Raw genomic sequence first — 25,322 nt, forward strand, 5'->3', positions numbered from 1 at the left:
CTCACTCCGCACACTGGTCGCATGACACCAGCACCCGAAACCCGGCGGAGAGCGCCGGGCATGAGCGTCGAAGCCCGGCGCAACATGATCGTGCACGCGGTGCTGCCGCTCCTGATGGAGCACGGCACAGGCGTCACGACCAGCCAGATCGCCCGCGCCGCCGGCATCGGCGAGGGCACCATCTTCCGCGCGTTCAAGGACAAGGACGAGCTCTTCGACGCCTGCACCGCGGAGGCCCTGCGACCCGACCACGTGCTCGACGCGATCGCCGACATCCCGATGGACCAGCCACTGGTGGATCGCCTCGTCGAAGCCGCCGAAGCGCTCGGCGCGCACCTCGAGCGGATGGGCGCGCTGATGGGCGCCCTGCACGCGTCCGGACGGCACAAGCACCGCGACCCCGAACAGCGCCTCAAGGACCGGCGCGGCACCTGGAAGGGCGGGCGCAGCGAGTCGATGGCCGCCATGCGCGGAGCGATGGTCGAGCTGTTCGAGCCGGAGAAGGACCGGCTGCGGCTGCCGCCCGAACAGCTGGCCGCCCTCTTCCTCGCCCTGCTGTTCGGCGGCCGCCGGATGGCGCCGGACGACGACTCGCCCACCACGCGTCAGGTGGTCGAGGTCTTCCTGCACGGCGCCGTGGAGGCCAAGTGATCCCGGGCGGTGGGGGCGGGATGGAGTTCATGATGGCCCGCCGCGGCCGCCGGCGGCACGCGACGACGGTTCCCGAAAGCGGCCTCACCGGACCGGTCGAGATTCCCGAACCGAAGCCGGACGACCAGCCGAAGGACCTGCGCTCCCGGCTGAAGCGCGCGAAGACATCGGTGGCGGGCACCGTCCGTGGCCTGCCGAAGGTCGCGAAGCTGACGTGGCAGGCCAGCCCGGCCCTGACGATCATGCTGGCGCTGATCACCCTGCTGTCGGGCCTCCTGCCGACCGCGACCGCGTACATCGCGAAGCTGCTGCTCGACGCCGTCGTCGCGGCAATCCAGGGCAAGGGGACCACCGGCGACATCGTGAACGTCGCGCTGTTCCAGTTCGGCGTGCTCGCCGCGACCGCGATCAGCAGCGCGCTGACGTCGATCGCGCAGTCGCTGCTGCAGGAGCGCATGACGCTGACCATCCGCCACCAGGTGATGGCACACGCGAGCGAGCTGCACCTCGCGTACTTCGAGGGCTCGACGTCCTACGACATGCTGCGCCAGGCCGCGCAGGAAGCGCCGACGCGGCCGCTGTCGATGATGAACTCCGCGCTGGGGCTCGTGCGGACGCTCATCACGTTCGGCAGCATGATCGCGCTGCTCGTCTCGATCAGCCCGCTGCTGGCCCTGGTCGCGCTGGTGGCGCCGATCCCGGCGTTCATCTCGCAGTCCAAGTACGGCTCGCGCGCGTTCTGGCTGACGTTCCTGATGTCGCCGATCAAGCGGCGGATGGACTACCTGTCGTCACTGGTCACCACGGACACCTACGCCAAGGAGACGAAGCTGTTCGGGCTCGGCCCGTACTTCGTCGACCGCTTCCGCCGGCTGGGCGTGGTCTCCTACGAGCGGCAGCGGAAGCTGACGATCAACCGCAACATCAGTTCGACGTCCTGGGGACTCCTGAGCACGCTCGCGGGCTCGGCGATTGCGCTGTACATCGCCCTGGAGGCGGTCGGCGGGCGGCTCACACTCGGCGACCTGGCGTTGTACACGGCCGCGGCGACGTCCGTGCAGACGTCGGTGTCCGGGCTGTTCACGGCGTTTTCGGGGATGTACGAGAACAACCTCTACCTCGACACGCTGTACCGGTTCCTGGACACGAAGCCGGAGATCACGGCGTCGGCTTCGCCACGCCCTTTCCCGTCCAAAGTGGACGGCCACATCGAGTTCGACTCGGTCACCTTCGCGTACCCGGGTTCGGAGGAGCCGGCGTTGGAGGACGTCAGCTTCGAGATCCAGCCGGGCGAGACGGTGGCGGTGGTGGGCCGCAACGGCGCGGGCAAGTCGACGCTGTTCAAGCTGCTCTGCCGGTTGTACGACCCGACGGCTGGCCGCATCCTGCTCGACGGCGTCGACATCCGCGAATACGACCCGGACGAGCTGCGCCAGAGGATCAGTGCGATGTTCCAGGACTACGTGACGTACCAGGGAACGGCGGCGGAGAACATCGGCCTGGGCGACCTTTCGCGACTGGAGGATCGTCCGCACATCGAGGACTCGGCCCGCCGCGCGGGCGCGGACGAGCGCATCGAGCGGCTGCCTTCCGGCTACGACAGCCCGTTGGGACGTTGGTTCGACCAGGGCGTTTCGCTGTCCGGCGGGGAGTGGCAGAAGATCGCGTTGGCGCGGGCGTTCCAGCGGGAGGCGCCGTTGCTGATCCTCGACGAGCCGACGTCGGCGTTGGACGCGCAAGCCGAGCATGACCTGTTCACGCGGCTGCGGTCGTTGTCCGAGGGGCGCACGACGCTGTACATTTCGCACCGCTTCTCGACCGTGCGGCAGGCGGAGCGGATTCTGTTGCTGGACCACGGGAAGGTGGCGGAGTACGGGACGCACGAAGAGCTGATGGCGGCGAAGGCTGGGTACGCGGACTTGTTCACCCTGCAGGCGCAGGCGTACCTGGACGAGGTCCCGAGCTGAGCCATTCCCCTCCGCGGCGGCGGCGACACCGAGAACCACTCGAGCACGGGGGCGGCCGGGCTGCAGTTCGCACAGGTCCTGGACAACGACGCCGACGCCGACGCCGACGTCGTGATCGAGTCGGTCCGGGCGGAGGTACCGGCCGGGCTGAGCGCCAAGGAGGCCGGGCAGCTGACGCTCGGGTGGTTCACCGAGGGCTACTGGATTACGCCGCCGAAGCTGATTCCCCTGCCGGTCACCGCCCCGGCCGGCCACAAGATCAAGTTCATGGTCCGGTTCCACGTGAGCTGCCCGCCGGCCACCCCGGCCGAGCGCATCCCGTGGCGGCTGTTCTTGACGGTCCAGTCGGGTGCCGTGCGGCAGGAGGTCGAGGTGGGTTCGCTGCGGGCGATCGAGTTGGTGGACAGCGCACTCCCGGAATTCTGCGGCTAGGGAACGAGCACGACCTTGCCGATTCCTTCGCGGCTCTCGACGCGCGCGTGCGCGGCGGCGGCATCGGCGAGGAGTAGGTCCGGTCGATGACATGGGTGAGCGTGCCGTCCGCGACGAGGCCGAGTGCTTCGGCGCGGCCTGCGGCGAACCGCTTCCCGTAGGCGTCCGGGCCGCCGAAGCCGATCAGGATGATGTACCTCGGCCCGGGCGCACCAGCGGCCGAGCGCCTGGCGGCCTTCTTCGACGCGGTGATCGAGCTGGCTTCGGAGAACGTAAAGGTGATGGCGGCGTTCCAGCAGGCATCGACGGACCGCTTGAACAGCCCGACCTACCTGTCGTGGCACGCGCACGTGTCGGGGTTGATCGCTTCGGCGTCATCCGGGTTGGACGCGGACCTGATCGCCCACTTGCTGGGCTCGTTGCACGGCGACCTGATGCTGCGCACAGGCAAGACAGGCCGGCTGACGGCGGGATCCAGCCGATGATCGAGACGTGCTCAGGTGAGCAGGGCACACTTGGGCAGGCAGCGTTGCGGTCGCGATCCGCGCAGGCATTGATCGTTGGTCAATGCGGAGAAATGTCGGAGAACTCGACTAGCCTGCGAGCCGTGGGCACGACACCGTTCAAGATGATCGACCTGTTCGCCGGCTGCGGCGGCATGACATCGGGCTTCATCACCGCAAAGGGCTTCAAGCCCGTGATGTCGGTCGAGTTCGACCTGCATGCCGCAGCGACCTATGCGGCAAATTTCGGTGAGTCACACACCCGCTACGCAGACATCGCCACCATTCCGAACGATCAGATTCCGCTTGTGGACTTGATCATCGGGGGCCCGCCCTGCCAAGGCTTCTCAAACCTCGGCTCGCGAAACGTTCACGATCCACGGAACAAACTCTGGAAGGAATACATCCGCTTCGTACAGCACGCCAAACCAAAAGTCTTCGTCATCGAAAACGTCGACAGGTTCTTCTCTTCGAGCGAGTTCGGCCTCCTCCAGGCCGAGGCGGCTCCGGGTGGACTGCTCGAGGAGTACGAACTGACATCGGGTTTTCTGCTCGCCGCGGACTTCGGCGTACCGCAGCGTCGCAAGCGAACCATCGTGATCGGGTCGAGGGTGGGCCGGATTCCTCTGCCGTCGCCGACCCATGCGCGACCCGGCAGCAGCGGCGGCCTGTCGAAGTGGCACACGACTCGTGACGTACTGACCGGCCTGCCGGAGAAGCCGGACACGACCGAGTTGCCCGCATCCCGCGTCGAGTTCTTCGCCGAAGAGATCCCGGGAATCTTCAAGAGCTCGGACCTGCACATCGGCCGCAACCCGGTGGCACGCTCACTGGAGCGCTACAGCCACGTTCCTCCGGGTGGCGGCCGGTTCGACCTACCCGAACACTTGCTGTCCAAGTGTTGGCGCGAGAAGAAGTCGGGCACCACCGACGTCATGGGGCGCATGAGGTGGGACATGCCGTCACTGACGATTCGCACCGAGTTCTTCAAGCCGGAGAAGGGTCAGTACCTGCATCCGCAGTGGGAGTCGGGACCGAACGGCCATCGCGTCGATCGACCCATCACCCACTGGGAGGCAGCGCGCCTCCAGAGCTTCTCCGACGACTTCCAGTGGTGCGGAACGAAGTTGCAAGTCGCGAAGCAGATCGGCAACGCCGTGCCACCGATGCTGGCCGAGGCGATCGCGCACCACCTCAAGCCGTATCTGCGTGAATCGACGAGCCGAGTGCGCAAAGTCGGCACGTGCCGCTTGTGCAGACACAACCGGTAGATACCTTCACCGAAAGAGCCGCCGGCTCCGACGTACCTCGCGCCGAACTAGTCACGCGCCGCGACCAGACGAGCCTTGGCCTTCTCCAGCGCAGAATCGGACGACAGATGAACGCACCCCCATTTTTTCGCCTTGTCCAGTTCGATGTCAACAAACCGAAAAGAAGGCACGGAACCGGCCAGTAGATCTTCCACGCGATCTTTCCGGCCTTGCAGATCAAATCATTTTTCATGCCGAAAATTCTCGCTGGCAACCCAAATGCTAAAAACCGCGTCATCCATCCAGCTGTCAATCCTGAACAACGCGTCGGCGAGTGGATGAAACCTCACATCAAGCCCGTTTCCGCGCAGATAGACCAGCGTATGCACCTCGCGAAGAAAACTGTAGTAAGCGTTTCCAAAACGCCACCTCAACGCGTCGCTGGCAAGCTTTTCCGAAACGCCGTCTGCCATCCTTTCAGCCTTGTGCCGCCGAGCCGCGATGCCAATCAGCGAGTTACCTTCCTCGGAGCAAAAAGAAAATGATAAAGGTCTTGCCAGGTCGGCAACGAGTTTCGTGTCTCGACGACACTTTCCGCATCTTTTCTCTTGACCAAGCCGAGCGCGTGCTCCGTAGCGTCACAGACTTTCTTCACGTCAGCCAAAGTCAATTGGTACAGATATCTCGTCTCATGGTTCATCACCAGCTCGACGACGCGTGAACGAGATCGATCGTCGATCCAGTGAGTGGATTTTTGCTCCATGGCAGGCGTGACCTTGAAGGTGGAGATCACGCAGTCTGCCGTCGTCACAAGAGACGAAAATGACGCTTCGGCGACAGAAGTCGGCCCGCTGTCACACATTCCGCTACCCAATCGACGCGCGCTGGCAACTCTCTGTCAACTACACCAGCGCTAGTAGGCTATGGTCGGCGCCTTGACCGGAGGATCCTCGGATCGAGCGACCGCGTAAACGCCGTCCGACAAGGTGACCGTCGGCCGGTCGACAGTGCCGTCATCGACCCGAGCGAGACGAATCGAAAGAAAAGTCCCCTTGGCCGGGACCGGGAGGTCGAGGGACCTGGCGACCTCCGGACTCTGGTTCTGGTGCCCGAGAACGACGATGCCTTCATCGGCAAGTCGCCGTCGCGCATCTCGGCACCGCTTGAGTCCGTCCGCCTGGCGGGCGACGGTGACCGCCGTATTGCGATCTATGATTCGCCCCTGCACATTGCGGAGCAACCTGTTGATTCGCTCCTGCCCGGACGAGGAGCCGACGATGGTCTCGACCTGCTTCGCAGGCAAGGACAGGAGTAGATTGCCAGGCAGTTTCTCCTGGCGTGCCAGCCAGACTATCCGACCTCTGGCCGCGGACGTAATCGTGGTTTTTTTGTCCTGATTGAGACCCACATTGAGAACCTCTGGGGTGATTCGGATCAACCCGGCGTCAAACGTGCCCTTTCGGTCATTCGCCGACGTCAATAAACACAGATGTCCGACCGCTTCACCAGGGATCGACCAGGACCCGCGCATGGAAAACTTCGAATCGACTTCGTGACCTTCGACGGAATAGTCCATCCGCTTGCCGCGGGGAAGCTCGAATGCAGCCCGGATGACGATCTCGACTTTGGTACCCAGATAGGTCTTCTCGGTCTTCTCCGCCTGCTCGATATCGTAACGTCCGGTGCGCTGACCATCGAGCACCTCGTCGATGGACTGACGGAGGATCGCCCCGAAAGTCTCGCGCAAACCCTGGTTTCGGCGAAACCACTCGGCGACTTCATCGAGCTCGTCATCCCTCGATGCCTCAGGTGCAGGCCGGGCATCGACTTCGGGGGCGAGGATCGACTCGAGCTGGAAAAGACCGTCGGACACCACTCGACCGTAGCCCGTTTCACCCCGATCGGGTGAGCTGTTTCACCAATGTGACACCATTTGGGCTACGAACACAGAGCACAGTCAGTCGACTACAGCGAGCAACTATCTCGCACGGTAAGGCTCACGCGGCGTGACAACCCAGGCCGAACCCAGGTCTCGGGAGCAAATCGGACAGGCCGTTCGTTGATACGAGTATGGCTGTCGCGTTCCTGCTGTACGTCTTCGCCGAGATCGCCGCAATCTGGGCGGTGGGTTCGGCGGTCGGTGTTCTCGGCACGCTGGCGCTCCTCCTGGCCGGCGCGTTTCTCGGCTCTTGGCTGGCCCGCAGAGAGGGGGGCAAGGCCATGAGAGCGTTCGTCGAGTCGGCCCGGCTGGGACGCCCGGCGGAGAAAGAGCTGACCGACGGCATGCTGATGGGCCTCGGCGGGGTTTTGATCCTGGTGCCGGGGTTCGTGAGCGACGTTTTTGGGTTGCTGCTGATTCTCCCGCCAACGCGCGCGATAGCACGGCGGTTGTGGCTGCGCCGACTGGAGGAGCGAGCTGTTCGGTTTGCGAACCGGCGACGGGGGCCGGTGATGGTGGTGGACAGCGAGGTGGTCCCGGAGACGGCCCGCCGTTCCGATCAGCCGACGGTGATCGAAGGCCGGGTCATCGACGGCTGAGGACCGGAGCCGTCACGCACGGCCGCCGGTTCACTCGATCAGCGTTCGCCCGCCAGAATGTCGGGCGTGAAGCCGCTGGAGACGACGCCCCAGACCCGCGATCGAATGAGCCGCCAGAAGTCGCGGAACACCCAGGTCGAGCTCGCCCTGCGCAAAGCTCTCCACGCAGCCGGGCTGCGATACCGGATCCATCGACGTCCCGTGTCGGGCGTCCGCCGAGAAGCCGACGTCATCTTCGTCGGCGCCAAGGTTGCCGTCTTCGTCGATGGTTGCTTCTGGCACGGCTGCCCGGACCATGCGACTTGGCCGAAGAACAACGCCGAATTCTGGCGAGCCAAGATTGAAGGCAATCGACAACGCGACGTCGACACCGACGCCCGCCTCGCCGAAGCCGGGTGGCTCGCCGTGCGGGTTTGGGAGCACGAAACGACCGACGCGGCCGCTTGCCGGGTCCGTCACGCCGTAACCAGCCGACAGCCTCGCTAGCCGGTCGCCCTCTTCAGACTGTCTACTGATTTTTGACACTGCTGGTCATGTCAAAAATCAGCTGATAGTGTGGCCGCCGTTCCACCACACGGGACACCCGCGCCACCGAAGGAGTACAGAGGATGAGCCTGCAACGGAGGGAGCCGTTCGGCTCTTGGCTGGCGCGCCAGCTCCGGCAGGCCGAACTGACCCAGGCGCAGCTCGCCGAACGAATCCCGATCACCAGGGCCGCGGTCTCCGCGTGGGTCAACAACCGCGCCGAACCCCGTCCGGAGACCCAGCGGAAGATCGCCGAAATTCTCGGTACCGACTCGGCGTCGGTCTACAACCGAACCGACGTCGCGCCCACGATGCCGCTCCGGTGGCACCATCGGCCGGCGCACCTCGACGGGGGGCGTGAGTACGGGAACGCCGCAGCCTTCGCGTTCGACGCCGACCTGTCGGTGCTTGCCCGCGAGGCCACGCAGAACTCGCTCGACGAGCGGCTCGACCCGACCAAGCCGGTTCGTGTGCGCTACACCCTGGAAGAGCTGACCGGAGAGCACCTCGACGCCTTCCTCAAAGCAATACAGTGGCACAGGCTTCGGGTGCACTACGACCGAGCGGCGGCCGCCGAACAGAAGGTCTCAAGGAGTTTGCAGGCCGCCTTGGCCGACCTCGACGACAAGAAGTCGCTCGTCTTACTCCGGGTCGACGACTACAACGCGTCGGGCCTCACCGGGAACGAGTACGACGACGGCCGGTACGCCGCGGTGGTCCGCCGCCAGCTCGACAGCCACAAGGAGTCCGGCAAGCGAGCCGGTGGATCGTACGGACTCGGCAAGGCCACGCTCTGGGCAACCAGCAGGCTCAGCCTGGTCCTGATGAACTCGACGTTGTCCGAGCCGTACGAAGGTCGCACCGAACGGCGTGTCGTCGGACGACTCGACTTGCCCTGGCGCATGGTCGACGGAGAGGCATACGCGGGGCCCGGCTGGTTCGGACAACCCGATACGGAACCGAACCGCAAGACCGTCTCCCGCTCTTGGTGGGCCGACCCGCGGACCGTTCAGGATCTGCACCTGGACCGGCTCACGGACGAACCGGGAACCTCGTTCCTGATCGTCGGGGCCCACGACGCCTCGGGGACGACCGAGTCCTTGCCGGAGATGCACGAGAAACTGGTCAAAGCCCTGGCCGACGGCTTCTGGGCCGCCATGATCGGGGGACGCAAAGAGGGTCCCCTGCTGGAAGCCAGCGTTGTCACCCTACGGAACGGCCGCGTCTTCATCGAAGAAGAACGAGTCGACCCACGCGAATCCCACGCTGCCCTGAGCCGAGCGTTTCAGGCGTACCTGAACGACGAAACCGTCGACGAACTGACGTCCGGCAACCAGGTCGCCCGCGCCGACGTCCGGCTCGTCGTGCCGCCCCGCCGAGGAGAAGCCGGCGGGCAGAAGAAGGGCCGGGAGCACCTGGCTGTTCTGCTCCTCACCCCCGCCGAGGACGGTGACGAGCCCGTCAACCAGGTCGTCCACATGCGCGGCACCCGGATGACGATCATGAAGCGGCGACCCCGCGATCTTCCGATTGGCGCAACACGATTCCACGCGGTTCTGCTCGCCGGATCTGCCACCGACCGGAAGACGGACGACGTCGACTTCGCCGAGCAATTTCTCCGAGCATCCGAACCACCCGAACACGACCGGTGGGAACACACCGAGGAGCTGACATCGGTGTACGCGAGAGGAGCGGTAAGCCGACTGCGAGAGTTTCGTGTCGAGATCGAGGACGCGGTCCGGCGGCTCGTCGGTCGTCGCGTCACCAACTCGGGAGATGGCCCTGCGACGTTGCGGGAGCTGCTGAAGCTCGACGGATTCGGCCCGCGTGGGGTTCACCGAACACAGAACGTCCCGACCGTGCGCAACATCAGGGGGCACGTGGACGGCACCGGCGCCTGGAACGTCTGGGTCGATCTGAAGCTGCCGGAGGCCGACGATCCGTGGTTGCTGACACCTGTGGCGAAGTTCGACGTGCGATCGGGGGGCAGGCCCGCGGTCGAGTGGAAAGACCTGGTTGCCACCGAGAACTGCCGCGAAGAGAACGGCAATCTCGTCGTCGAGCCGGGCGTGCGGTCGGCGGCCTTCTCAGGTGTCACCGATCCATCGAGTCACCCCGTCTCGGGCTCGCTCGCCCGCTTGGTCGTCGACATCCAGAAAGCGCGTGGAGGTGCGGCGTGAAGCCGATCTTCCCCTATCCGACCCTGTTCGGGGCGGTGGACTTCGAAGTCGCGGCCGTCACGGTCGACGGCAGGGACCTGCCGTACTCCCGCGTGTCCAAGCCGGAACGCACCGTGGCGCTCCACGAGACCGGACGCGCCGAATGGGATGTCGCCCGAATCGAACTGAAGGCATCGCTGCCGTCGGCGGAAATCGCCGACGGCCCTTGGTCCGACATCGACTGCTTGGCAGTGCTTTCGGAGACGGCGACAAACGCACGCAGCACTTCCAGACTGACACCCGGTCGCACCGGCGAATGGCACGGGACCATCGAGTTGGTCCACGACCGTCACTTCAACCGGGCCGTCTTGGCACTGACCGTGGTGGCCGAAGTCGATGGTGTGCGGGGACGCCTGATCGGCGCCCCGGACATCGACTGGTACATCGATCTCAAGGCGGCAACACCTCGACGTCAGCATGAGATCGCGATCGTGCAAACGAACTTCCGCGAGGGACCGGAAGAGTGGCTGCGGCCGTTCAAAGACTCGCTATGGATCGTCGAAACGGTCGCCGACACACCGACCGTCTACCTGAACACCACCGCCGTGGAAGGGGTGATCGAAGTGCTCGACGGCACAGGCGGTTCGCCGATGGAGAAGCTCCTGCGCGACATGACGTCGAGCCAGATCGCCCAGGACGTGTGGACGGCGATGTTCCACGCCGCGATCAGCGAACTCGATGTCGACGACGACGGCACGCCGATCATGCCGACCGGCTGGCGGGAACCCGTCCTCCGCATGATGTTGCCGGATGTGCTGCCCGGCAGGCAGCTCACCGACGCGCTGTTCGACATCGACGACCGCCGCGTCAGTGGCTCCGGGTGGCCCGAGCTCCAGACGAACATCCAGTACGCGTCGGGCAAGCGCAGCCAGGTGACCAAGAAGTTGACCAACGCGATCCGGGCTGTCCACCGCACGGAAAAGGACGACGCCCGATGACTGCCGCACTTGCCGTGAATTTCCCGGCCGTCCTCGGTCACCTATCCGACGCGGCCGTCACGAAGTACCTCAGCCGCGGTATGCAGGCAGGACAGGAGACGCCACCTCAGACGGCTCTCCGGAAAGTTGCCGTAGCCCTGCCGGATCATGATCTCCGGTGGCGGACGGCGCCGGTGCGTGAGCTCGTCGAGGAGGCCATGAGCCGCTTCGAGGACCGAGCCGACCGGGCCGACGCCTGGCTCTCACCTCGACTGCACGCGACGTTGCGGATGACCCGCGCCGAGGCCGCGGAGAAGGGTCTTTGGAACTACCTCGCCATGCTCGTCGCACCCGACTACGTGGTATGGCGCCACAAGGGAACGGAGATCGCGAAAACCACACGCTTCTGCGGACTGCACCACGTGCAGGCGTTCGCCCGGCTGTGGTGGGCCGCGGAGCTGTTTCGCGACGGTGCCGACTACGGGCCGGTCGAGACCGTCTTCGCCTACCAGGACACACCGAACAGCATCATGCGGTCCGATGTGATCGATCACCGTCCGACCGCGGCGGCGATGCTGAGGGTGATCCGGCGAATTGTCGACGACAACGTGTCCAGGGGTTCGGACCACGTCAACGCGCTGTCCAAGGCGGTCAACGCGGCAGGCAGCACGCTGGTGTTCGACGTCCTGGCACCGGAAAGCCCGGCCGACGGCGACGCACTTCGCAGTTGGATCGCCGATTCCGCCTCCATGCCCCCGGTTCCCTGGGACCGACTGCCCGACGGCCCCGACGACGGCGCTGTGGATCCGAACTCCGTCGACGCCTTGGTGCCGCTGTTCGAGAAGCTCCTGATGGAAGCGCCGCTTCGAGACAGGTCGAAGGGGGCAGAACCCGAATAGTCGGCGAGCCATCCGAACAAAGCGAACGCGACCGCATCAAGACTGCACAAAGGAGGGGGACCGAATGCCACTGGTATCCCGGTCGAAGCAGCGTTCTTCGACGGACAAACGCCTTGAATCAGTCGAGGTCTGCGCCGGCGCGGGCGGACTTGCGCTCGGACTCGAGCAGGCGGGCTTCGACCCGGTCCTGCTGCTCGACAACTTCGAGGCGCCATGCAAGACCCTGAGCCTCAATCGGCCGACGTGGAACGTGCAGCAGATGGACCTGCTCGAGTTCGACCCGTCGTCGGACAACCGGCGTTTATATGACGTGGATCTGCTGTCGGCGGGCCTGCCCCGGGTGCAGGGGTCGGCAACCATCAACCGCAGTCGCGGCAGCGATGTCGAACTGGAGCTTCTCCGCGCCACGACCTGGCTCGTGCCGGGAATGCAACCGCGCGCGTTGCTCGTCGAGAACTTGTCCGAACTGGTGGAGAAGGACAAGTACGCCGAGGCACGTGAAGAAGTCGAAAAGGAACTCGAGCACCTCGGCTACGACGTACGGTGGTTCGTCGTCGATGCGTCCGACTACGGCGTATCACAGGAACGCCCGCACGGCGTTCTCGTCGCGTTCAAAGGTGGGGCCGGAGACAAGTTCCGGATGCCTCCGGTGCTGCCTCCACCGCCTTCGGTGGGTGAAGTGCTGCGCAAGTCCATGGCGTCCCGGGGCTGGCCCCAGGCGGACGACTGGGCGGCGCAGGCCAACCAGCTCGCCCCCACTCTGGTCGGCGGCTCCTGGGAGCGCGGCGGCCCGGATCTGGGCCCCTCGGGTTCCAAGCGCCGGTGGGCCACCATGGGGGTGAACGGCGGCACCATCGCCGACCTGCCGCCGGGTTCCGATTTTCGCTGGCAGCCCGAAGCCGGGCCTGCGGGCATGGTCAAGCTGACCGTCGAGCAGGCCGCTCTGCTCCAAGGGTTCCCCGTGCACTGGCAACTGTCGGGGGGCAAGACCAGTCGCTACCGCCAGGTCGGCAACGCCACACCGCCACCGGTGGGTCGTGCACTCGGACAGGCGATTCGCGAGGTCCTGGACGCCACCTGACCGCGTCTACTCAGCTCGCGCGGGTGCACGAGATAAGCTCACCCGCATGCTCCTTGAACCGTCCACCTCCGGTCCGTCCGGGCGGATCCACATGGTGGATCTTTTCGCAGGCCCAGGTGGGCTGGATGTCGCCGCGCACTGGCTCGGGCTGGACGTGGACGGGATCGAATGGGACGCGAATGCCTGCGCCACTCGCGCCGCGGCAGGACTCCGGACCTGGCACGAAGACGTTCGCAAGCACAAGCCATCGGACTTCGAAACGGCCACGGTCCTCGCCGGTGGTCCGCCGTGCCAAACATACACAGTGGCCGGCGGCGGGGCAGGCCGACGCGCATTGGACCAGGTGCTCAAGTTCGTCAAGCGCATGGCGGCTGGTGAAGACGTCAGGGAGAACCTCGCCGAGCTGGACGACGACCGAACGGGACTGGTGCTGGAGCCGCTCAGGTGGGCGCTCGAGGCCGTCCGAAACGGACGCCCGTACGACGCGATCGTGCTCGAGCAGGTGCCTGCCGTCCTACCAGTGTGGTACGCCGTTCGAGAAGCGCTGGCCGGAGTCGGGTACAAGGCCGATTGCGGCATCCTGCACACCGAGATGTTCGGGGTGCCGCAGACGCGCCGTCGTGCGATCCTGATCGCACGACGGGACCGCACGCCGAGCCTTCCCACACCGACGCACCGCTTGTACCGCAAAGGCGTCCCCGCGACTCAGGGAGATCCGGCCTTGCTCCCATGGGCGACCATGGGTGAGGCGGTCAAGCGCGAGTCACCCTACGTGGTGATCTCCAACTACGGCACCGGCGGAGACCCCAAGGCTCGAGGCAGGCGTACCTCCGAGGAACCGGCCGCCACCGTGACTGGCAAGGTTTCACGAAACCGTCTGGTCACACGTGACGAGCGGGAACTGCCACGTTTCAGTCCCCAGGAGGCGGGGCGCCTGCAGACGTTCCCGCTCGACTACCCGTGGCAGGGCGGCGATATTTCGCAGCAGATCGGCAATGCCATCCCACCCAGGCTCGCCGCGCACGTGCTGGCCGCGGCCTTGGGATTCGAACTCGACGAGGCAGCGCTCAACGAGGCGGTGAACGGCGATTGGAACGTGACCAAGAGCAGCAAACCCCTTCGTCGGCAGCAGCAGCCGAGCAATGCCCTTGAGCAGGTGGCCAGCGCGCGTCTGTTTTAGCCGCTAATTCGGCGACGATCGACCGTCAGTCCCCGGACGGCTTAGGGATGTCGAAGTAGCTCGAGAACCGCACAGCCGGGGCGTACTCACCCTTCACCTTCACCCGCCCGGTCACGAACATCGCCGCCACCGCCGCGTTGCCCGTGGCCATCCGAATGAAGTCGTCCACCGACAGCGTGATCGTCGTGTCCGGTGTCCGGGACAAGTCCGTCGAGGACACGCACACCCCGTCCTCGATCACCGTCTGGAATCGGTCGAACCCGTCCTCGCCCGAACCCTCGGAAAAGCGCCAAGAAACCACAAAATTCACGTGCCGTGCGCGCGTCGGCGAGAAATGCTCCGACATTCGACGAAAGATCTCGTCCAAAAACACTGCACGCAGCTCCGAATGAGAAGCGATCGCCTTCAGCTGGTCGCGGGATGCGCGGCGGACCACGTCCACCAGGACGTCCGTCGACAGGGAGCTCAGCTCGATGCCGGCGCCCACCTCTCCCAGCATGTGCAGGGTTTCCAGGACCTGGGTGAACTGCCCGGGCGTCAGCCGGCCGATGACCAGCTTCTCCGCGAACGCGTTCACCACGTGGCCGCCGCGGGTGCGGTGGGGTCGCGGGAGGCGCCATTTCGCGTTTCGGGGCACGGGCGGACTATACGGGGTGCGGTAAGTCGAAGAAACCGATCAAGCCGGCGGCGAAGGCCAAGTCACCTTTGACTTTGATTCTTCCCGTGACGAACAACACTGCCGGCGTCGCTTGGTGGGTGATGAGCCGGAAAAAGTCAGTCGGGGCGATGGTGATGGTGACTCGCGCAGCGGAGTGCATCTCGCGGCTCACGGTGCAGGACCCGTGCGCGATCGCCGTCTCGTAGCGGTCGTAGCCGCCTTCGCCTGCTCCGCCCGACAGGCGCCAGTGGACCACCGCCTGCAGGTCGCGGGCTCGGTCAGACCTGATGTGGGCGCCCATGCGGGCGAAGATCTCGTCCAGCACGCGCTCTCGCAGCGGCCGGTCCGCGACGACGCTCTCCAGCTGCGCGCGCGACGCCGAGGCCACCAGGGACGCGAAGCGGGCCGGCTCGACCTTGCTCAGGTCGAACGCCGGGGCTCGCGAAGCCAGCGTGAGCAGGACCGTCAGGAACCGGCGGAAGTCGTCCTTGCGGAGTTCGCCGGGGTCGAGGGCTTCCGTGAGCGCGTTGACGTCGAGGGTGTGGGCCTCCGGGCCCAGGGGGTCGAGCCGCTCCAGGGCGTCGAGCAGTGCCGCCCCGCGGAGCTCCGCGATCCGATCGGCGCTGGTCATCCCGGCGTTTTCGGCCATGGTCACCCCTCTCCAGTTACCCAAGAGTAATACTACTTTCCAGTAGGTAGGCGGGCAAGCGTGCCGAAATCACTCTCACGGGTCCACTGCCGGTACCGTCTCCGGGCAGCAACGAGGAGGTCCAGCGTGTCAGAGGAAGATCAGCGTCCGCCCGAACGGGCCAGGCGGCTGCCGCGTGCGGTGCGCGAGCGGCAGATCCTGGACGCGGCCGTCCAGGTCTTCTCGCGGCACGGCTACCACGCCGCGTCGATGGACGAGATCTCCGACGTCGCCGGGGTCTCGAAGCCGATGATCTACACCTACCTCGGCTCGAAGGAGGACCTCTTCGGTGCGTGCATCCGCCGCGAGGCGACGCGTCTGCTCGAGGCCATCCAGGCCGGCGTGCAGCCCGACCTGCCACCGGACATGCAGCTCTGGCACGGCCTGCGGTCCTTCTACCGCTTCGTCGCCGAATACCGCGAGTCGTGGACGGTCCTGCACCGCCAGGCCCTCACCGTCGGCGGGGCCTTCGCGGCGGAGATCACCGACATGCGGGCGCGCGCCATCCAGCTCGTCGCCGCGCTCGTGGTGTCCGCCGGCACCCGCAAGGGCGTCGGCGAACAGGCCGAGTTCTCCGGCGAAGGGCTGGCCGCGTCGCTGGTCGGAGGGGCCGAGTCGCTGGCCGACTGGGCCCTTGACCACCCCGACATCTCCGACGGCGTGCTGGCTTCCTGGATGATGAACCTCGTCTGGCTCGGCTTCAACGACCTCATCGAGGGCGCGGTCTGGAAGCCGTCAGAGTGAGCTGATCGTCCCCTCCAGGTGCGGCTTCGCCTTGCTCCACAGCTCGAAGGCCCAGCCGTCGTCCACCGACCACGACGTGAAGCCCGCCTTGGCCGGCAGCAGCACCGGCTGCTTGAAGCGGACGTCCACCGTGAACGCCTCCGGCAGCCGGCCTTCGAACGCCGCCAGCGCGTGGGCCTTCGTCCACATGCCGTGGGCGATCGCGCGGGGGAAGCCGAACAGGCGGGCCGTCAGCGGGTGCAGGTGGATCGGGTTGCGGTCGCCCGAGACCTCCGCGTAGCGGCGTCCGATGTCGCCCGGGATGCGCCAGAGCGCGTCCGGGGTCGGCGGGGCCAGCTGGTCCCGCCGGGAAGAGCCCGAGCCGACGCCGCGTCGCAGGTACGTGCTGACGTCCGTCCACACCGTCTCTGGGCCGACCTGGGCTTCGCTGATGACGTCGAACTGCCGCCCCTTCTCGTGCGGGCGCAGGTTCTCCGCCCGCACGCGTACGGTGAGCGGCTCGCTCACCCGCAGCGCGCGGTGCTGGGTGATCCGGTTGGTCACGTGCACCATGCCGAGCAGCGGGAACGGGAAGCCCGGCTCGGTCATCAGCGCCATCTGCAGCGGGAACGCCAGCATGTGCGGGTACGTGGCCGGCAGCTCGTCGCTCAGCCGGAAGCCGCAGACCGTGTTGTACGCGGCAAGGTGCGCCGGGTCGACGACGACGCCCGTGCGCACCAGCTCGGTGTCCGGCAGCTCGCCGCCCGACGGCTTCCGAAGTACCCCTCCGAGCAGCGCCTTCGGGTACAGCGTGGCCAGGCTCGGTGTGCTGTCGAGTTCGCGGATCGCCATGTCAGGCCCCCAGCAGGGCCTGGCCGCAGACGCGGACCACGTTGCCGTTCACCGCGGCCGACGCCGGGTTCGCGTACCAGGCGATCGTCTCGGCGACGTCGACCGGCAGGCCGCCCTGGCCGAGGCTGGACAGCCGCCGGCCGGCTTCGCGGATGAACAGCGGGACCGCGGCCGTCATCTTGGTCTCGATGAAGCCGGGCGCGACGGCGTTGATCGTGCCGCCGTAGGCCGCGAGCTGCGGCGCGCCGACGTTGACCATGCCGATCACGCCCGCTTTCGACGTGGCGTAGTTGGTCTGGCCGACGTTGCCGGCGATGCCCGCGATCGACGAGACGCCGATGATGCGGCCGTTCTCGTTCAGCACGCGGTCGCCGAGGAGCTTGTCGTTCACCGCGAGCTGCGAGGCGAGGTTGACGGCGAGCACCGAGTCCCACGCGCTTTCGCTCATGTTGCCCAGCGTCTTGTCGCGCGTGATGCCCGCGTTGTGCACGACGATGTCGACGCCGTCGTGCCGCTCCTTCAGGTACTCAGCGAGCTTCGCGGGCGCGCTCGGCGAAGTGATGTCTAGCTGTAGCGACGACCCGCCGACCTTGTTGGCCACCTTCGACAAGTCACTGCCCTGGGCGGGGATGTCGAGCGCGACGACGTGCGCGCCGTCGCGGGCCAGCACCTCGGCAATCGCCGCGCCGATGCCGCGGGACGCCCCGGTGACCAGCGCGACCTTGCCGTCCAGGGGCTTCTCCCAGCTGGCCGGCGCGGTGGCGGTCTTGCCCTCGGTGCCGATCCGGATCACCTGCGCGTCGACGAACGCCGACTTCGCCGAGAGCAGGAAGCGCAGCGTCGAGTCCGTGGCCTCTTCGGCGCCGTCGGCGACGTACACGAGCTGGGCGGTCGCGCCGCGCTTCAACTCCTTGCCCACCGAACGGATGAAACCCTCGAGCGCGCGCTGGGCGATCCGCTCGCGGCCCTCGACCTGCTCCGGCGGCGTGCCCAGCACGACGACCCGGCCGGACGGGCCGACGCTGCGGATCACCGGGTGGAAGAAGTCGTAGACCTCGCGCAGGCGAGCGGGATCGGTGATGCCGGTGGCGTCGAAGACCAGCGCCGCGTGCCGGTCGGCGGGGGTGGTGATGACCTCGATGACCGCGTCGGCCAGCTGGTCACGAAGGGTCTTTTCCAGCCGTCCGCCGGGCGCGGCGCCCAGCAGTGCGGGACCCTCGAGGGCGGATTGCCCGGGCTGGTAGCGGCGCAGTGTCGCGGGGTTCGGCAGGCCGAGCTTCGGCACCACGAACTTCCCCACCGGGGTTTTCGTGAACTGCTGGTACCTGTCAGCCATCGGTTGCCTCCCGTGCCGTCTGCGTCACGCCGCAGTCTAACCTACTCCTGAGTAGGTTACAGTGTGCAGGAGCCGACCAGAGAGGTGAAGTTCATGCCGCCGAGGAAAACGCCCGCAGTGCGCAAGGTCGCGATCATCGGGGGCAACCGGATCCCCTTCGCACGGTCGAACGGTCCCTACGCGAAGGCGTCGAACCAAGACATGTTCACCGCCGCCCTCGACGGTCTGGTCAGCCGCTTCTCGCTGCAGGGCGAGGTGATCGGCGAGGTCGCCGCCGGCGCGGTGCTCAAGCACTCGAAGGACTTCAACCTGGCCCGCGAGAGTGTGCTGGGCAGCAAGCTTTCGCCCGCGACGCCCGCGTCCGACGTCCAGATGGCGTGCGGTACCGGCCTGCAGGCGATCGTCAACGTCGCCAACAAGATCGCGCTCGGCCAGCTCGACTCGGCGATCGCCGGCGGCGTCGACACGACCAGCGACGCGCCGCTCGCCGTCAATGAGGACCTGCGCCAGATCCTCATCCAGCTCAACTCGGCCAAGACACTCGGCGACCGCCTCAAGCTCGTCGCGAAGATCCGGCCGGGCCACATCGTCCCGGCGATCCCGCGCAACGAGGAGCCGCGCACCGGGCTGTCGATGGGCGAGCACGCCGCGCTGACGGCCAAGGTCTGGGAGATCACCCGCGAGGCGCAGGACGAACTGGCCGCGAGCAGCCACCAGAAGCTCGCCGCCGCCTACGACCGCGGGTTCTTCGACGACCTCGTGACGCCGTTCCTCAAGCTCGCGCGCGACCAGAACCTGCGGCCGGACTCGACCGCGGAGAAGCTCGCCAAGCTCAAGCCGGCCTTCGGTGGTCCCCAGGGCACGATGACGGCGGGAAACTCGACGCCGCTGACCGACGGCGCGTCGACGGTCCTGCTCGCCACCGACGAGTGGGCGAAGGCGCACAAGCTGCCGGTGCTGGCCTACCTGACGTTCTCGCAGACCGCTGCCGTGGATTACGTGCACGGTGACGAGGGCTTGCTGATGGCGCCCGCCTACGCCGTGCCGCGGATGCTCGCGCGTGCCGGGCTTTCCCTGCAGGACTTCGACTTCTACGAGATCCACGAGGCGTTCGCCTCGCAGGTCCTGGCCACGCTCAAGGCGTGGGAGGACCCGGCGTTCGCCAAGGAGAAGCTGGACCTGGACGAGCCGCTCGGCGCGATCGACCGGGCGAAACTGAACGTCAACGGCTCTTCGCTGGCGGCCGGGCACCCGTTCGCCGCGACCGGCGGCCGGATCGTCGCGACGCTGGCGAAGCTGCTGCACGAGAAGGGGTCCGGCCGCGGCCTGATCTCGATCTGCGCGGCCGGCGGCCAGGGCGTCACCGCGATCCTGGAGAAGTAGCGTGCAAGTTCGTGAAGGCCACCTTGAGGAAGTTTAAGTTCCTGAAGGTGGCCTTCACGAAGGTCGGCGTCAGTGGGGGAGCGACTTCTGGGCCCGCTTGGCGAGCTTGTTCGCGCGCTTCTGGCCCTTGCGGCTCAGCTTCTCGGCCGCGGCCCCGACGTCCTTGGCAGCGTTCCGCGCACGCCAAGCCGCCGACGGCTTCCCGTGCGTGTCGGCGACCGCGAGCAGCAGGCCACCGGCCAGGCTCGCGTTCTTGAAGAACTGGATCTGCTGCTGCTGGCGCTCGCCCGGGTCCTTGATGGTCCAGAAGCTGTGCGTCGAAAGCGTCGTGGGCACCAGGCTGCCGAGGAGCAGCCCCGCCGCGAGCCGCGGCGCCTTGCCGGACGCGAGCGCGAGACCGGCACCGATCTTCACCGCGGCGTCGAGCCGGACGAGCGTCACCGGGTCACGCGGGACCTGCGCGGGGACGACGTCGCCGAACTTCTCGAACGCGTTGTTGAGGAACGGTTCCGCCGCCTTGGCGTGGCCCTCGGCCTGCCTCAGCGCATTGATGCCGCCCGTCACGAAGATCGTGGCGAGCAGGGGACGTGCCACTCGACGGAGTATCACGGTCATAGCCTTCCTCGTACGGGCCGCTGCCTGGTCGAACCTACTCCGTGGATGCCCGCTCGGCCCGTGCTCGAATCCTCATCGGGCTTTCTGCGGAAATATCGCCTTGATGCTAGATAGCACAATAAAGCTCTAGCGGTTTACCTTGACGCGACGTCAACTTCTATCGTCGACATCATGGAGTGGTCGATCCAGGACATCGCCCGCTCGGCGGGGACCACGAGCCGGACGCTGCGCCACTACGGCGCGGTCGGCCTGCTCGAGCCCAGCCGGATCGGCAGCAACGGCTACCGCTACTACGACGAGCAGGCACTCGTCCGGCTGCAGCGGATCCTGCTGCTGCGCGAGCTCGGTCTCGGGCTGCCGGCGATCGCCGAGGTGCTCGCCGGGCAGCGCGACAGCGCCACGGCGCTCGAAACCCACCTGGAGCTGCTCGAAGGGGAGCGGCGGCGGATCGGACGGCAGATCGAGTCGGTCCGCACGACCCTCCGGAAACTGAAGGGAGGTGAACGACTGATGGCAGAAGAAGTGTTCGACGGCTTCGACCACACGAAGTACGAGCAAGAGGTGACTTCGCGGTGGGGCGCCGACGCTTACCGGCGCGGTGACCAGTGGTGGAGCTCGTTGTCGGCCGAGGAGAAGCAGGCCCACCAGCAGGAACAGCTCGACATCTCGGCCGCGTTCGGCGCGGCCCGGGAAGCCGGGCTGACCCCGGACGCCGCCGAGGTCCAGGCGATCACGCGACGGCTGCACGCCTGGGTCCGGCCGGCGGTCTCGTCGGTGTCGGCGGGGTACTTCGCGGGCTTGGGGCAGCTGTACGTCGACGACCCGCGCTACGGGCTCGAAGGCGCGACGGCGGAATTCGTCCGGAACGCGATGAAGATCTATGCGGAACGGAACCTGAGCGACTAGTCGCGCGTCGATAGGTGCGCACTGGGGGTAGAGACGAGCAGGGCTGCAGACCTGTTCGTCTCTATGTACTCGCTTCGAGCTTCCGCGCTGCCGGTCGGATGCCGAGGTCTTCACGCATGCATTCGCGCAGCCGCTCCAAAGTGACCCCGTACTCCACAAGCACCGCGTCGTAGTGCCGAGTTTTTCGCGGCGCATCGGCAGCGGCGAGGTCGCGTAGCTCGCGAAGCTGCCTGAACGCCAGCTTCGCGACCTCGACGACCTTCGCTGGAGCCAGCAGCCCGACTTGTTCCCGTGCGGCGTAGATATTGCCCGCGCGGAACGCTGCACGGGCTTTCGCCGGCTCGGGATCGGCGGTCTCCGAAACGTCGCGAAGTCCTTCGCTGGCGGTATGCAGCGCAGCGAGGTAGTCGCCGTACACCACGCGACGAAGCTCGATGCGCTTGGCGTCCTGCTCCCGTCGCCACCGCCGCCGTTCGGTCCACCACGTGATGACGGCACCCAGGAACGTCCCCACGAGCGCCACTATCGGAGTGATCCAGTTCACATCGAAAGTGTAGAGACCGGCCTGCTGGGCCATCCGGCCGAACTCCGGCGACACGCGCTAGCGGTCTATGGCGGAATATCGGGCTCGCACTAGATACGCCGATAACTTGGCAGAGTGGACCCCATCCGCAACCCCTTCGCGCCGGGCGCCGGGCAACGGCCGCCCGAACTGGCCGGGCGCGAGCGTGAGCTCAAGGCGTTCGAGGTGGTGCTGGAGCGGGTTGCCCGGGGGAGACCCGAACGCAGTCTCGTGCTCACCGGCCTGCGCGGCGTCGGGAAGACCGTGCTCCTCGGGGAGCTGCGGGCGATGGCCGTGCGGCACAAGTGGGGTGCGGGCAAGATCGAGGCGCGGCCGGACGCCGAGCTGCGGCGGCCGCTGTCGGCCGCGCTGCACCGGGCCATCCGGGACCTCGCCGTGCGGCACCGCGCTCCGGACCGCGTCGAAGAGGTGCTCGGGGTCCTGAAAGCGTTCGCGCTGCGGGCCAACAAGCCCGACGCCAAGCTGCGCGAGCGGTGGCAGCCGGGGATCGACGTGCCCGCCGCGCAGGGGCGGGCCGACTCCGGGGACATCGAGATCGACCTCGTCGAGCTGTTCACCGACGTCGCCGAGCTGGCCGCGGACGTCGGGACCGGCGTCGCGCTGCTCATCGACGAGATCCAGGACCTGCAGCCGGACGACGTCTCGGCGTTGTGCGCCGCCTGTCACGAACTCTCGCAGTCCGGCGCGCCGCTCGTCGTCGTCGGAGCCGGGCTGCCGCACGTGCCCGCGGTGCTCTCGGCATCGAAGTCCTACTCCGAGCGGCTCTTCCGGTACGCGCGCATCGACCGGCTCAGCCGCGAGGACGCCGACTTCGCCGTGATGGCACCGATCGAGCGCGAGGACGCCGGGATCGAGCCCGAAGCCCTCGACGCGCTCTTCGACGCGTCCGGCGGCTACCCCTACTTCATCCAGGCCTACGGCAAGGCGGCCTGGGACGCGGCGCCGTCCGACCCGATCACCGTCAAGGACGTCCAGGTCGCGGCGCCCGAAGCGGAGTCGGAGCTGGCGGTCGGCTTCTTCGGGTCGCGCTACGAGCGGGCGACGCCGGCCGAGCGGGAGTACCTGCAGGCGATGGCCTCGCTGACCCAGGGCCGCGACGAGCCCGCCGGCACCGCCGACGTCGCCGTGTTCCTCGGGCGGAAGCCGTCGTCGCTGTCGCCGGCCCGCGACAGCCTCATGAAGAAGGGCCTCGTGTACTCCGCCGAGCGGGGGCAGATCGCCTTCACCGTCCCGCACTTCGGCCACTACCTGCTCGGACGCGACTGACCTGGGCTTTTCCCCTTGTCTCGCGCTCTATGAGCGTCACTACGGCTTTATAGCCTATTCACTAGATAGACCTAGAAGGCGGTAGCCGGTTGCTTCGCCGTGACCGCCGCCACCCCAGATCTCTCCGGCGTACAGCCAGATTTGCCGATGATTCATCGGCAAGTGCGCCAGGTCACCGGATATTCATTGGCATCCTTGTGAAAAAAGGCGCATACTGGACCTACAAGCCACCAAGACCCTCGAAGGGGATGCAGAACCGATGAACAACATCGCCGCCAAGCTCCGGGCACGTCGCGCCGAGGTTCGCACTCGCCGGGCGCTGAACCGGGCGATCGACACCGCCGCCACCGCGACGGTCCGTCAGGAACTCATCGCGATCGCGCAGGCCCGCTCGGCCTACATGCGCTGATCTCTCACCCCGTGGCCGGTCGCTCATTCGAGTGACCTAGGCCACATCGTGCTCACGCTGTAACGTCGCCCGGAGGGGCGTCGATACCCCATACGACCCCGTGATGCTGGCGGACCCCCGACCTGGCAGCATCACGGGGTTTCCCATTTCCCCGAAAAGCCACTTGTCGCGGGCGCTTTCCGCAGTAATCTTTGACTTCGTCAACGAACTTGTTGAGGTGGTCAATGAACGACGCTCAGCTCGCCGACCGGGTCGCCGCGGTCCGCGCCTTCAACCGGCTCTACACCTCGGTCATCGGCGTGCTCGACGAAGGACCGGCGGACGCCGAGTACTCGCTGCCGGAAGCCCGCGTGCTCTTCGAGCTCGCCCACCAGGCCCCGCTACCGGTGACCGACCTGCGGAAACGCCTCGACCTCGACGCCGGCTACGCCAGCAGGCTGCTCACGCGCCTCGAGTCCCGTGGGCTGATCGTGCGCGAACGGTCCGAGGAGGACGCCCGCCGCCAGCTCGTGCGCCCGACCGCGGCGGGCCGGGATGCCTTCGCGGTGCTGAACCGCCGCTCCGCCGACCAGATCGGCGGGCTGCTGCGCCGCTTCGCCGGCGAAGACCAGGAGCGGCTGCTGTCCGCGATGCGCACGATCGGCGACCTGGTCGGCAACCGCCGTCGCGACCCGGCCCTCGTCCTCCGCCCACCACGACCGGGTGACCTCGGTTGGGTGGTGGAACGCCATGGCGCGCTCTACGCCCGCGAGTACGGCTTCGACGCCCGGTTCGAAGCGCTCGTCGCCCGGATCGCCGCCGGCTTCCTCGACGGCCGGGCCGACCCGGGCCAGGCGTTCTGGATCGCCGAGCTGGACGGCGAACGGGTGGGCAGCATCGGCTGCGGCCGCGGGCCGGACGCGGACACCGCGAAACTCCGGCTGCTGCTGCTCGAACCGGCGGCGCGGGGCCACGGCGTGGGCAGGCGGCTGGTCACCGAGTGCGTCGCGTTCGCCAGGGCGCACGGTTACCGCGCGATGGAGCTGTCGACGGTCTCCATCCTCGACGCGGCGCGTTCGATCTACCGCACGGCCGGGTTCGAGCTGGTCGGGGAGAGGGACTTCGACGACTGGGGGCCGAAGCTGACCGACGAGACCTGGCGCCTCGAGTTCTAGCGGGGCGTCCGGCCGAGCAGGTAGAACTCCGGGTTCGGCCGGAGCGCGGTCAGGTGGGCGAGCCGGTTCGACATCGCGAACAACGCCGTGATCGCGCCGACGTCCCAGATCTCGTCTTCGGTCAGGCCGGCGTTGCGCGCGGCTTCGAGGTCACCTTCTCCGAAGAGGGCCGAGTCGTGGGCGAGGGCCAGCGCGAGGTCGACGATGGCGCGGCCGCGTTCGTCCAGCTCGACCTGCCACGGGTTGCTCGACACGCGGTCGGCCAGCTCCGGGTCCTTGGCGCGGATGCGCAGGATCGCACCGTGCGCGACCACGCAGTAGGTGCAGTGGTTGGCACCGGACGTCGCGACGACGACCAGCTCGCGCTCGGCCTTGGAGAGTCCGTCGGTGCGGTCCATCAGGGCGTCGTGGTAGTCGAGGAACGCGCGCAGCTCGGCGGGGCGGTGGCCGAGGGCGCGGAAGATGTTCGGAACGAACCCGGACTTCTCCGCGATCGCGCCGATCCGCTCGCGCAGATCGTCGGGCAGGTCTTCGGGTTCCGTCACCGGGAACCGGCTCACCGCGTCGCTCATGGACTTCACGCTAGC

28 protein-coding genes are annotated in these 25,322 nt (G+C 67.1%); 18 read left to right on the forward strand and 10 right to left on the reverse strand.

The window, feature by feature from the left end; genetic code table 11:
- Positions 1–60 precede the first annotated feature (60 nt).
- The 5 genes from ACLJQF_RS13815 (at position 61) to ACLJQF_RS13835 (ending at position 4,824) form a co-directional block, all read left to right on the forward strand.
- On the forward strand, positions 61–651 hold the full coding sequence (locus tag ACLJQF_RS13815) for a TetR/AcrR family transcriptional regulator (RefSeq protein ID WP_410609030.1): 591 nt from the start codon (positions 61–63) through the stop codon (positions 649–651).
- A 20-nt stretch (positions 652–671) separates the two neighbouring features.
- Complete coding sequence (locus tag ACLJQF_RS13820) at positions 672–2,618, forward strand: ABC transporter ATP-binding protein (RefSeq protein ID WP_410608779.1); 1,947 nt, start codon at positions 672–674, stop codon at positions 2,616–2,618.
- A 111-nt stretch (positions 2,619–2,729) separates the two neighbouring features.
- Positions 2,730–3,050, forward strand: coding sequence for a hypothetical protein (locus ACLJQF_RS13825; protein ID WP_410608781.1), 321 nt, complete (start codon positions 2,730–2,732; stop codon positions 3,048–3,050).
- A 188-nt stretch (positions 3,051–3,238) separates the two neighbouring features.
- Positions 3,239–3,535 carry a hypothetical protein gene (locus tag ACLJQF_RS13830; RefSeq protein ID WP_410608783.1) on the forward strand — a complete coding sequence of 99 codons (297 nt, stop codon included), beginning with the start codon at positions 3,239–3,241 and terminating at the stop codon, positions 3,533–3,535.
- 122 nt (positions 3,536–3,657) lie between these two features.
- Positions 3,658–4,824, forward strand: coding sequence for a DNA cytosine methyltransferase (locus tag ACLJQF_RS13835; protein ID WP_410608785.1), 1,167 nt, complete (start codon positions 3,658–3,660; stop codon positions 4,822–4,824).
- A 221-nt stretch (positions 4,825–5,045) separates the two neighbouring features.
- Here ACLJQF_RS13835 and ACLJQF_RS13840 read toward each other — a convergent pair whose 3' ends face one another.
- From ACLJQF_RS13840 to ACLJQF_RS13850, 3 genes are all read right to left on the reverse strand, one after another.
- A complete protein-coding gene (locus ACLJQF_RS13840) occupies positions 5,046–5,276 on the reverse strand; it encodes a hypothetical protein (RefSeq protein ID WP_410608787.1) in 231 nt (76 codons plus the stop codon).
- 35 nt (positions 5,277–5,311) lie between these two features.
- Positions 5,312–5,596 carry a hypothetical protein gene (locus ACLJQF_RS13845; RefSeq protein ID WP_410608789.1) on the reverse strand — a complete coding sequence of 95 codons (285 nt, stop codon included), beginning with the start codon at positions 5,594–5,596 and terminating at the stop codon, positions 5,312–5,314.
- A gap of 120 nt (positions 5,597–5,716) precedes the next feature.
- Positions 5,717–6,676 carry a NaeI family type II restriction endonuclease gene (locus tag ACLJQF_RS13850; protein ID WP_410608790.1) on the reverse strand — a complete coding sequence of 320 codons (960 nt, stop codon included), beginning with the start codon at positions 6,674–6,676 and terminating at the stop codon, positions 5,717–5,719.
- 197 nt (positions 6,677–6,873) lie between these two features.
- Here ACLJQF_RS13850 and ACLJQF_RS13855 point away from each other — a divergent pair, with 197 nt between their 5' ends.
- The 7 genes from ACLJQF_RS13855 (at position 6,874) to ACLJQF_RS13885 (ending at position 14,162) form a co-directional block, all read left to right on the forward strand.
- The gene (locus ACLJQF_RS13855; protein WP_410608792.1) at positions 6,874–7,341 is read left to right on the forward strand and encodes an FxsA family protein; all 468 of its coding nucleotides are present in this window, start codon (positions 6,874–6,876) and stop codon (positions 7,339–7,341) included.
- Between the two features lie 57 nt (positions 7,342–7,398).
- Positions 7,399–7,827 carry a very short patch repair endonuclease gene (locus ACLJQF_RS13860; RefSeq protein ID WP_410608794.1) on the forward strand — a complete coding sequence of 143 codons (429 nt, stop codon included), beginning with the start codon at positions 7,399–7,401 and terminating at the stop codon, positions 7,825–7,827.
- Between the two features lie 122 nt (positions 7,828–7,949).
- Positions 7,950–10,046 (forward strand): helix-turn-helix transcriptional regulator, encoded by a 2,097-nt coding sequence (locus ACLJQF_RS13865; RefSeq protein WP_410608796.1) that lies wholly within the window; start codon positions 7,950–7,952, stop codon positions 10,044–10,046.
- Positions 10,043–11,023, forward strand: a complete 981-nt coding sequence (locus tag ACLJQF_RS13870) for a hypothetical protein (RefSeq protein ID WP_410608798.1) — start codon at positions 10,043–10,045, stop codon at positions 11,021–11,023. Before ACLJQF_RS13865 ends, ACLJQF_RS13870 begins: the two co-directional genes overlap by 4 nt.
- Positions 11,020–11,901, forward strand: a complete 882-nt coding sequence (locus ACLJQF_RS13875) for a DUF6339 family protein (RefSeq protein ID WP_410608800.1) — start codon at positions 11,020–11,022, stop codon at positions 11,899–11,901. Before ACLJQF_RS13870 ends, ACLJQF_RS13875 begins: the two co-directional genes overlap by 4 nt.
- A gap of 64 nt (positions 11,902–11,965) precedes the next feature.
- Positions 11,966–12,982, forward strand: coding sequence for a DNA cytosine methyltransferase (locus ACLJQF_RS13880; RefSeq protein ID WP_410608802.1), 1,017 nt, complete (start codon positions 11,966–11,968; stop codon positions 12,980–12,982).
- 46 nt (positions 12,983–13,028) lie between these two features.
- Positions 13,029–14,162: a DNA cytosine methyltransferase gene (locus tag ACLJQF_RS13885; RefSeq protein ID WP_410608804.1), complete on the forward strand. Its 1,134-nt coding sequence runs from the start codon at positions 13,029–13,031 to the stop codon at positions 14,160–14,162.
- 25 nt (positions 14,163–14,187) lie between these two features.
- Here the strand turns inward: ACLJQF_RS13885 and ACLJQF_RS13890 are convergent, their stop codons facing one another.
- A complete protein-coding gene (locus ACLJQF_RS13890; protein ID WP_410609032.1) occupies positions 14,188–14,739 on the reverse strand; it encodes an SCP2 sterol-binding domain-containing protein in 552 nt (183 codons plus the stop codon).
- 67 nt (positions 14,740–14,806) lie between these two features.
- Complete coding sequence (locus ACLJQF_RS13895) at positions 14,807–15,469, reverse strand: SCP2 sterol-binding domain-containing protein (RefSeq protein ID WP_410608806.1); 663 nt, start codon at positions 15,467–15,469, stop codon at positions 14,807–14,809.
- Positions 15,470–15,595: 126 nt separating this feature from the next.
- On the opposite strand from ACLJQF_RS13895, the gene ACLJQF_RS13900 reads away from it, so the two are divergent.
- On the forward strand, positions 15,596–16,252 hold the full coding sequence (locus ACLJQF_RS13900) for a TetR/AcrR family transcriptional regulator (protein ID WP_086843734.1): 657 nt from the start codon (positions 15,596–15,598) through the stop codon (positions 16,250–16,252).
- On the opposite strand, the gene ACLJQF_RS13905 is transcribed toward ACLJQF_RS13900, so the two are convergent.
- Positions 16,244–17,083, reverse strand: a complete 840-nt coding sequence (locus ACLJQF_RS13905; RefSeq protein ID WP_410608808.1) for a MaoC family dehydratase — start codon at positions 17,081–17,083, stop codon at positions 16,244–16,246. The genes ACLJQF_RS13900 and ACLJQF_RS13905 overlap by 9 nt on opposite strands.
- A gap of 1 nt (position 17,084) precedes the next feature.
- The gene (locus ACLJQF_RS13910; RefSeq protein ID WP_410608810.1) at positions 17,085–18,419 is read right to left on the reverse strand and encodes a 3-oxoacyl-ACP reductase; all 1,335 of its coding nucleotides are present in this window, start codon (positions 18,417–18,419) and stop codon (positions 17,085–17,087) included.
- Between the two features lie 93 nt (positions 18,420–18,512).
- Between ACLJQF_RS13910 and ACLJQF_RS13915 the strand changes: the two genes are divergently transcribed.
- On the forward strand, positions 18,513–19,802 hold the full coding sequence (locus tag ACLJQF_RS13915) for an acetyl-CoA C-acetyltransferase (protein WP_410608812.1): 1,290 nt from the start codon (positions 18,513–18,515) through the stop codon (positions 19,800–19,802).
- A 69-nt stretch (positions 19,803–19,871) separates the two neighbouring features.
- On the opposite strand, the gene ACLJQF_RS13920 is transcribed toward ACLJQF_RS13915, so the two are convergent.
- Positions 19,872–20,417, reverse strand: coding sequence for a DoxX family protein (locus ACLJQF_RS13920; protein ID WP_410608814.1), 546 nt, complete (start codon positions 20,415–20,417; stop codon positions 19,872–19,874).
- Between the two features lie 171 nt (positions 20,418–20,588).
- Here ACLJQF_RS13920 and ACLJQF_RS13925 point away from each other — a divergent pair, with 171 nt between their 5' ends.
- Positions 20,589–21,323, forward strand: coding sequence for a MerR family transcriptional regulator (locus ACLJQF_RS13925; RefSeq protein WP_410608816.1), 735 nt, complete (start codon positions 20,589–20,591; stop codon positions 21,321–21,323).
- A 61-nt stretch (positions 21,324–21,384) separates the two neighbouring features.
- Here the strand turns inward: ACLJQF_RS13925 and ACLJQF_RS13930 are convergent, their stop codons facing one another.
- Positions 21,385–21,900, reverse strand: coding sequence for a hypothetical protein (locus ACLJQF_RS13930; RefSeq protein ID WP_410608818.1), 516 nt, complete (start codon positions 21,898–21,900; stop codon positions 21,385–21,387).
- A gap of 81 nt (positions 21,901–21,981) precedes the next feature.
- On the opposite strand from ACLJQF_RS13930, the gene ACLJQF_RS13935 reads away from it, so the two are divergent.
- The 3 genes from ACLJQF_RS13935 (at position 21,982) to ACLJQF_RS13945 (ending at position 24,735) form a co-directional block, all read left to right on the forward strand.
- Positions 21,982–23,172, forward strand: a complete 1,191-nt coding sequence (locus ACLJQF_RS13935) for an AAA family ATPase (RefSeq protein WP_410608820.1) — start codon at positions 21,982–21,984, stop codon at positions 23,170–23,172.
- Positions 23,173–23,431: 259 nt separating this feature from the next.
- Complete coding sequence (locus ACLJQF_RS13940; RefSeq protein WP_167441331.1) at positions 23,432–23,581, forward strand: hypothetical protein; 150 nt, start codon at positions 23,432–23,434, stop codon at positions 23,579–23,581.
- Between the two features lie 224 nt (positions 23,582–23,805).
- Entirely contained in the window at positions 23,806–24,735 is a 930-nt protein-coding gene (locus ACLJQF_RS13945; protein WP_410608822.1) for a GNAT family N-acetyltransferase, read from the forward strand.
- Here ACLJQF_RS13945 and ACLJQF_RS13950 read toward each other — a convergent pair.
- Positions 24,732–25,307, reverse strand: coding sequence for a peroxidase-related enzyme (locus ACLJQF_RS13950; protein ID WP_410608824.1), 576 nt, complete (start codon positions 25,305–25,307; stop codon positions 24,732–24,734). The genes ACLJQF_RS13945 and ACLJQF_RS13950 overlap by 4 nt on opposite strands.
- Between the last annotated feature and the right edge of the window lie 15 nt (positions 25,308–25,322).

Origin of the sequence: Amycolatopsis sp. lyj-109 (genome assembly GCF_046548995.1) — a bacterium.
GTDB lineage: Bacteria > Actinomycetota > Actinomycetes > Mycobacteriales > Pseudonocardiaceae > Amycolatopsis.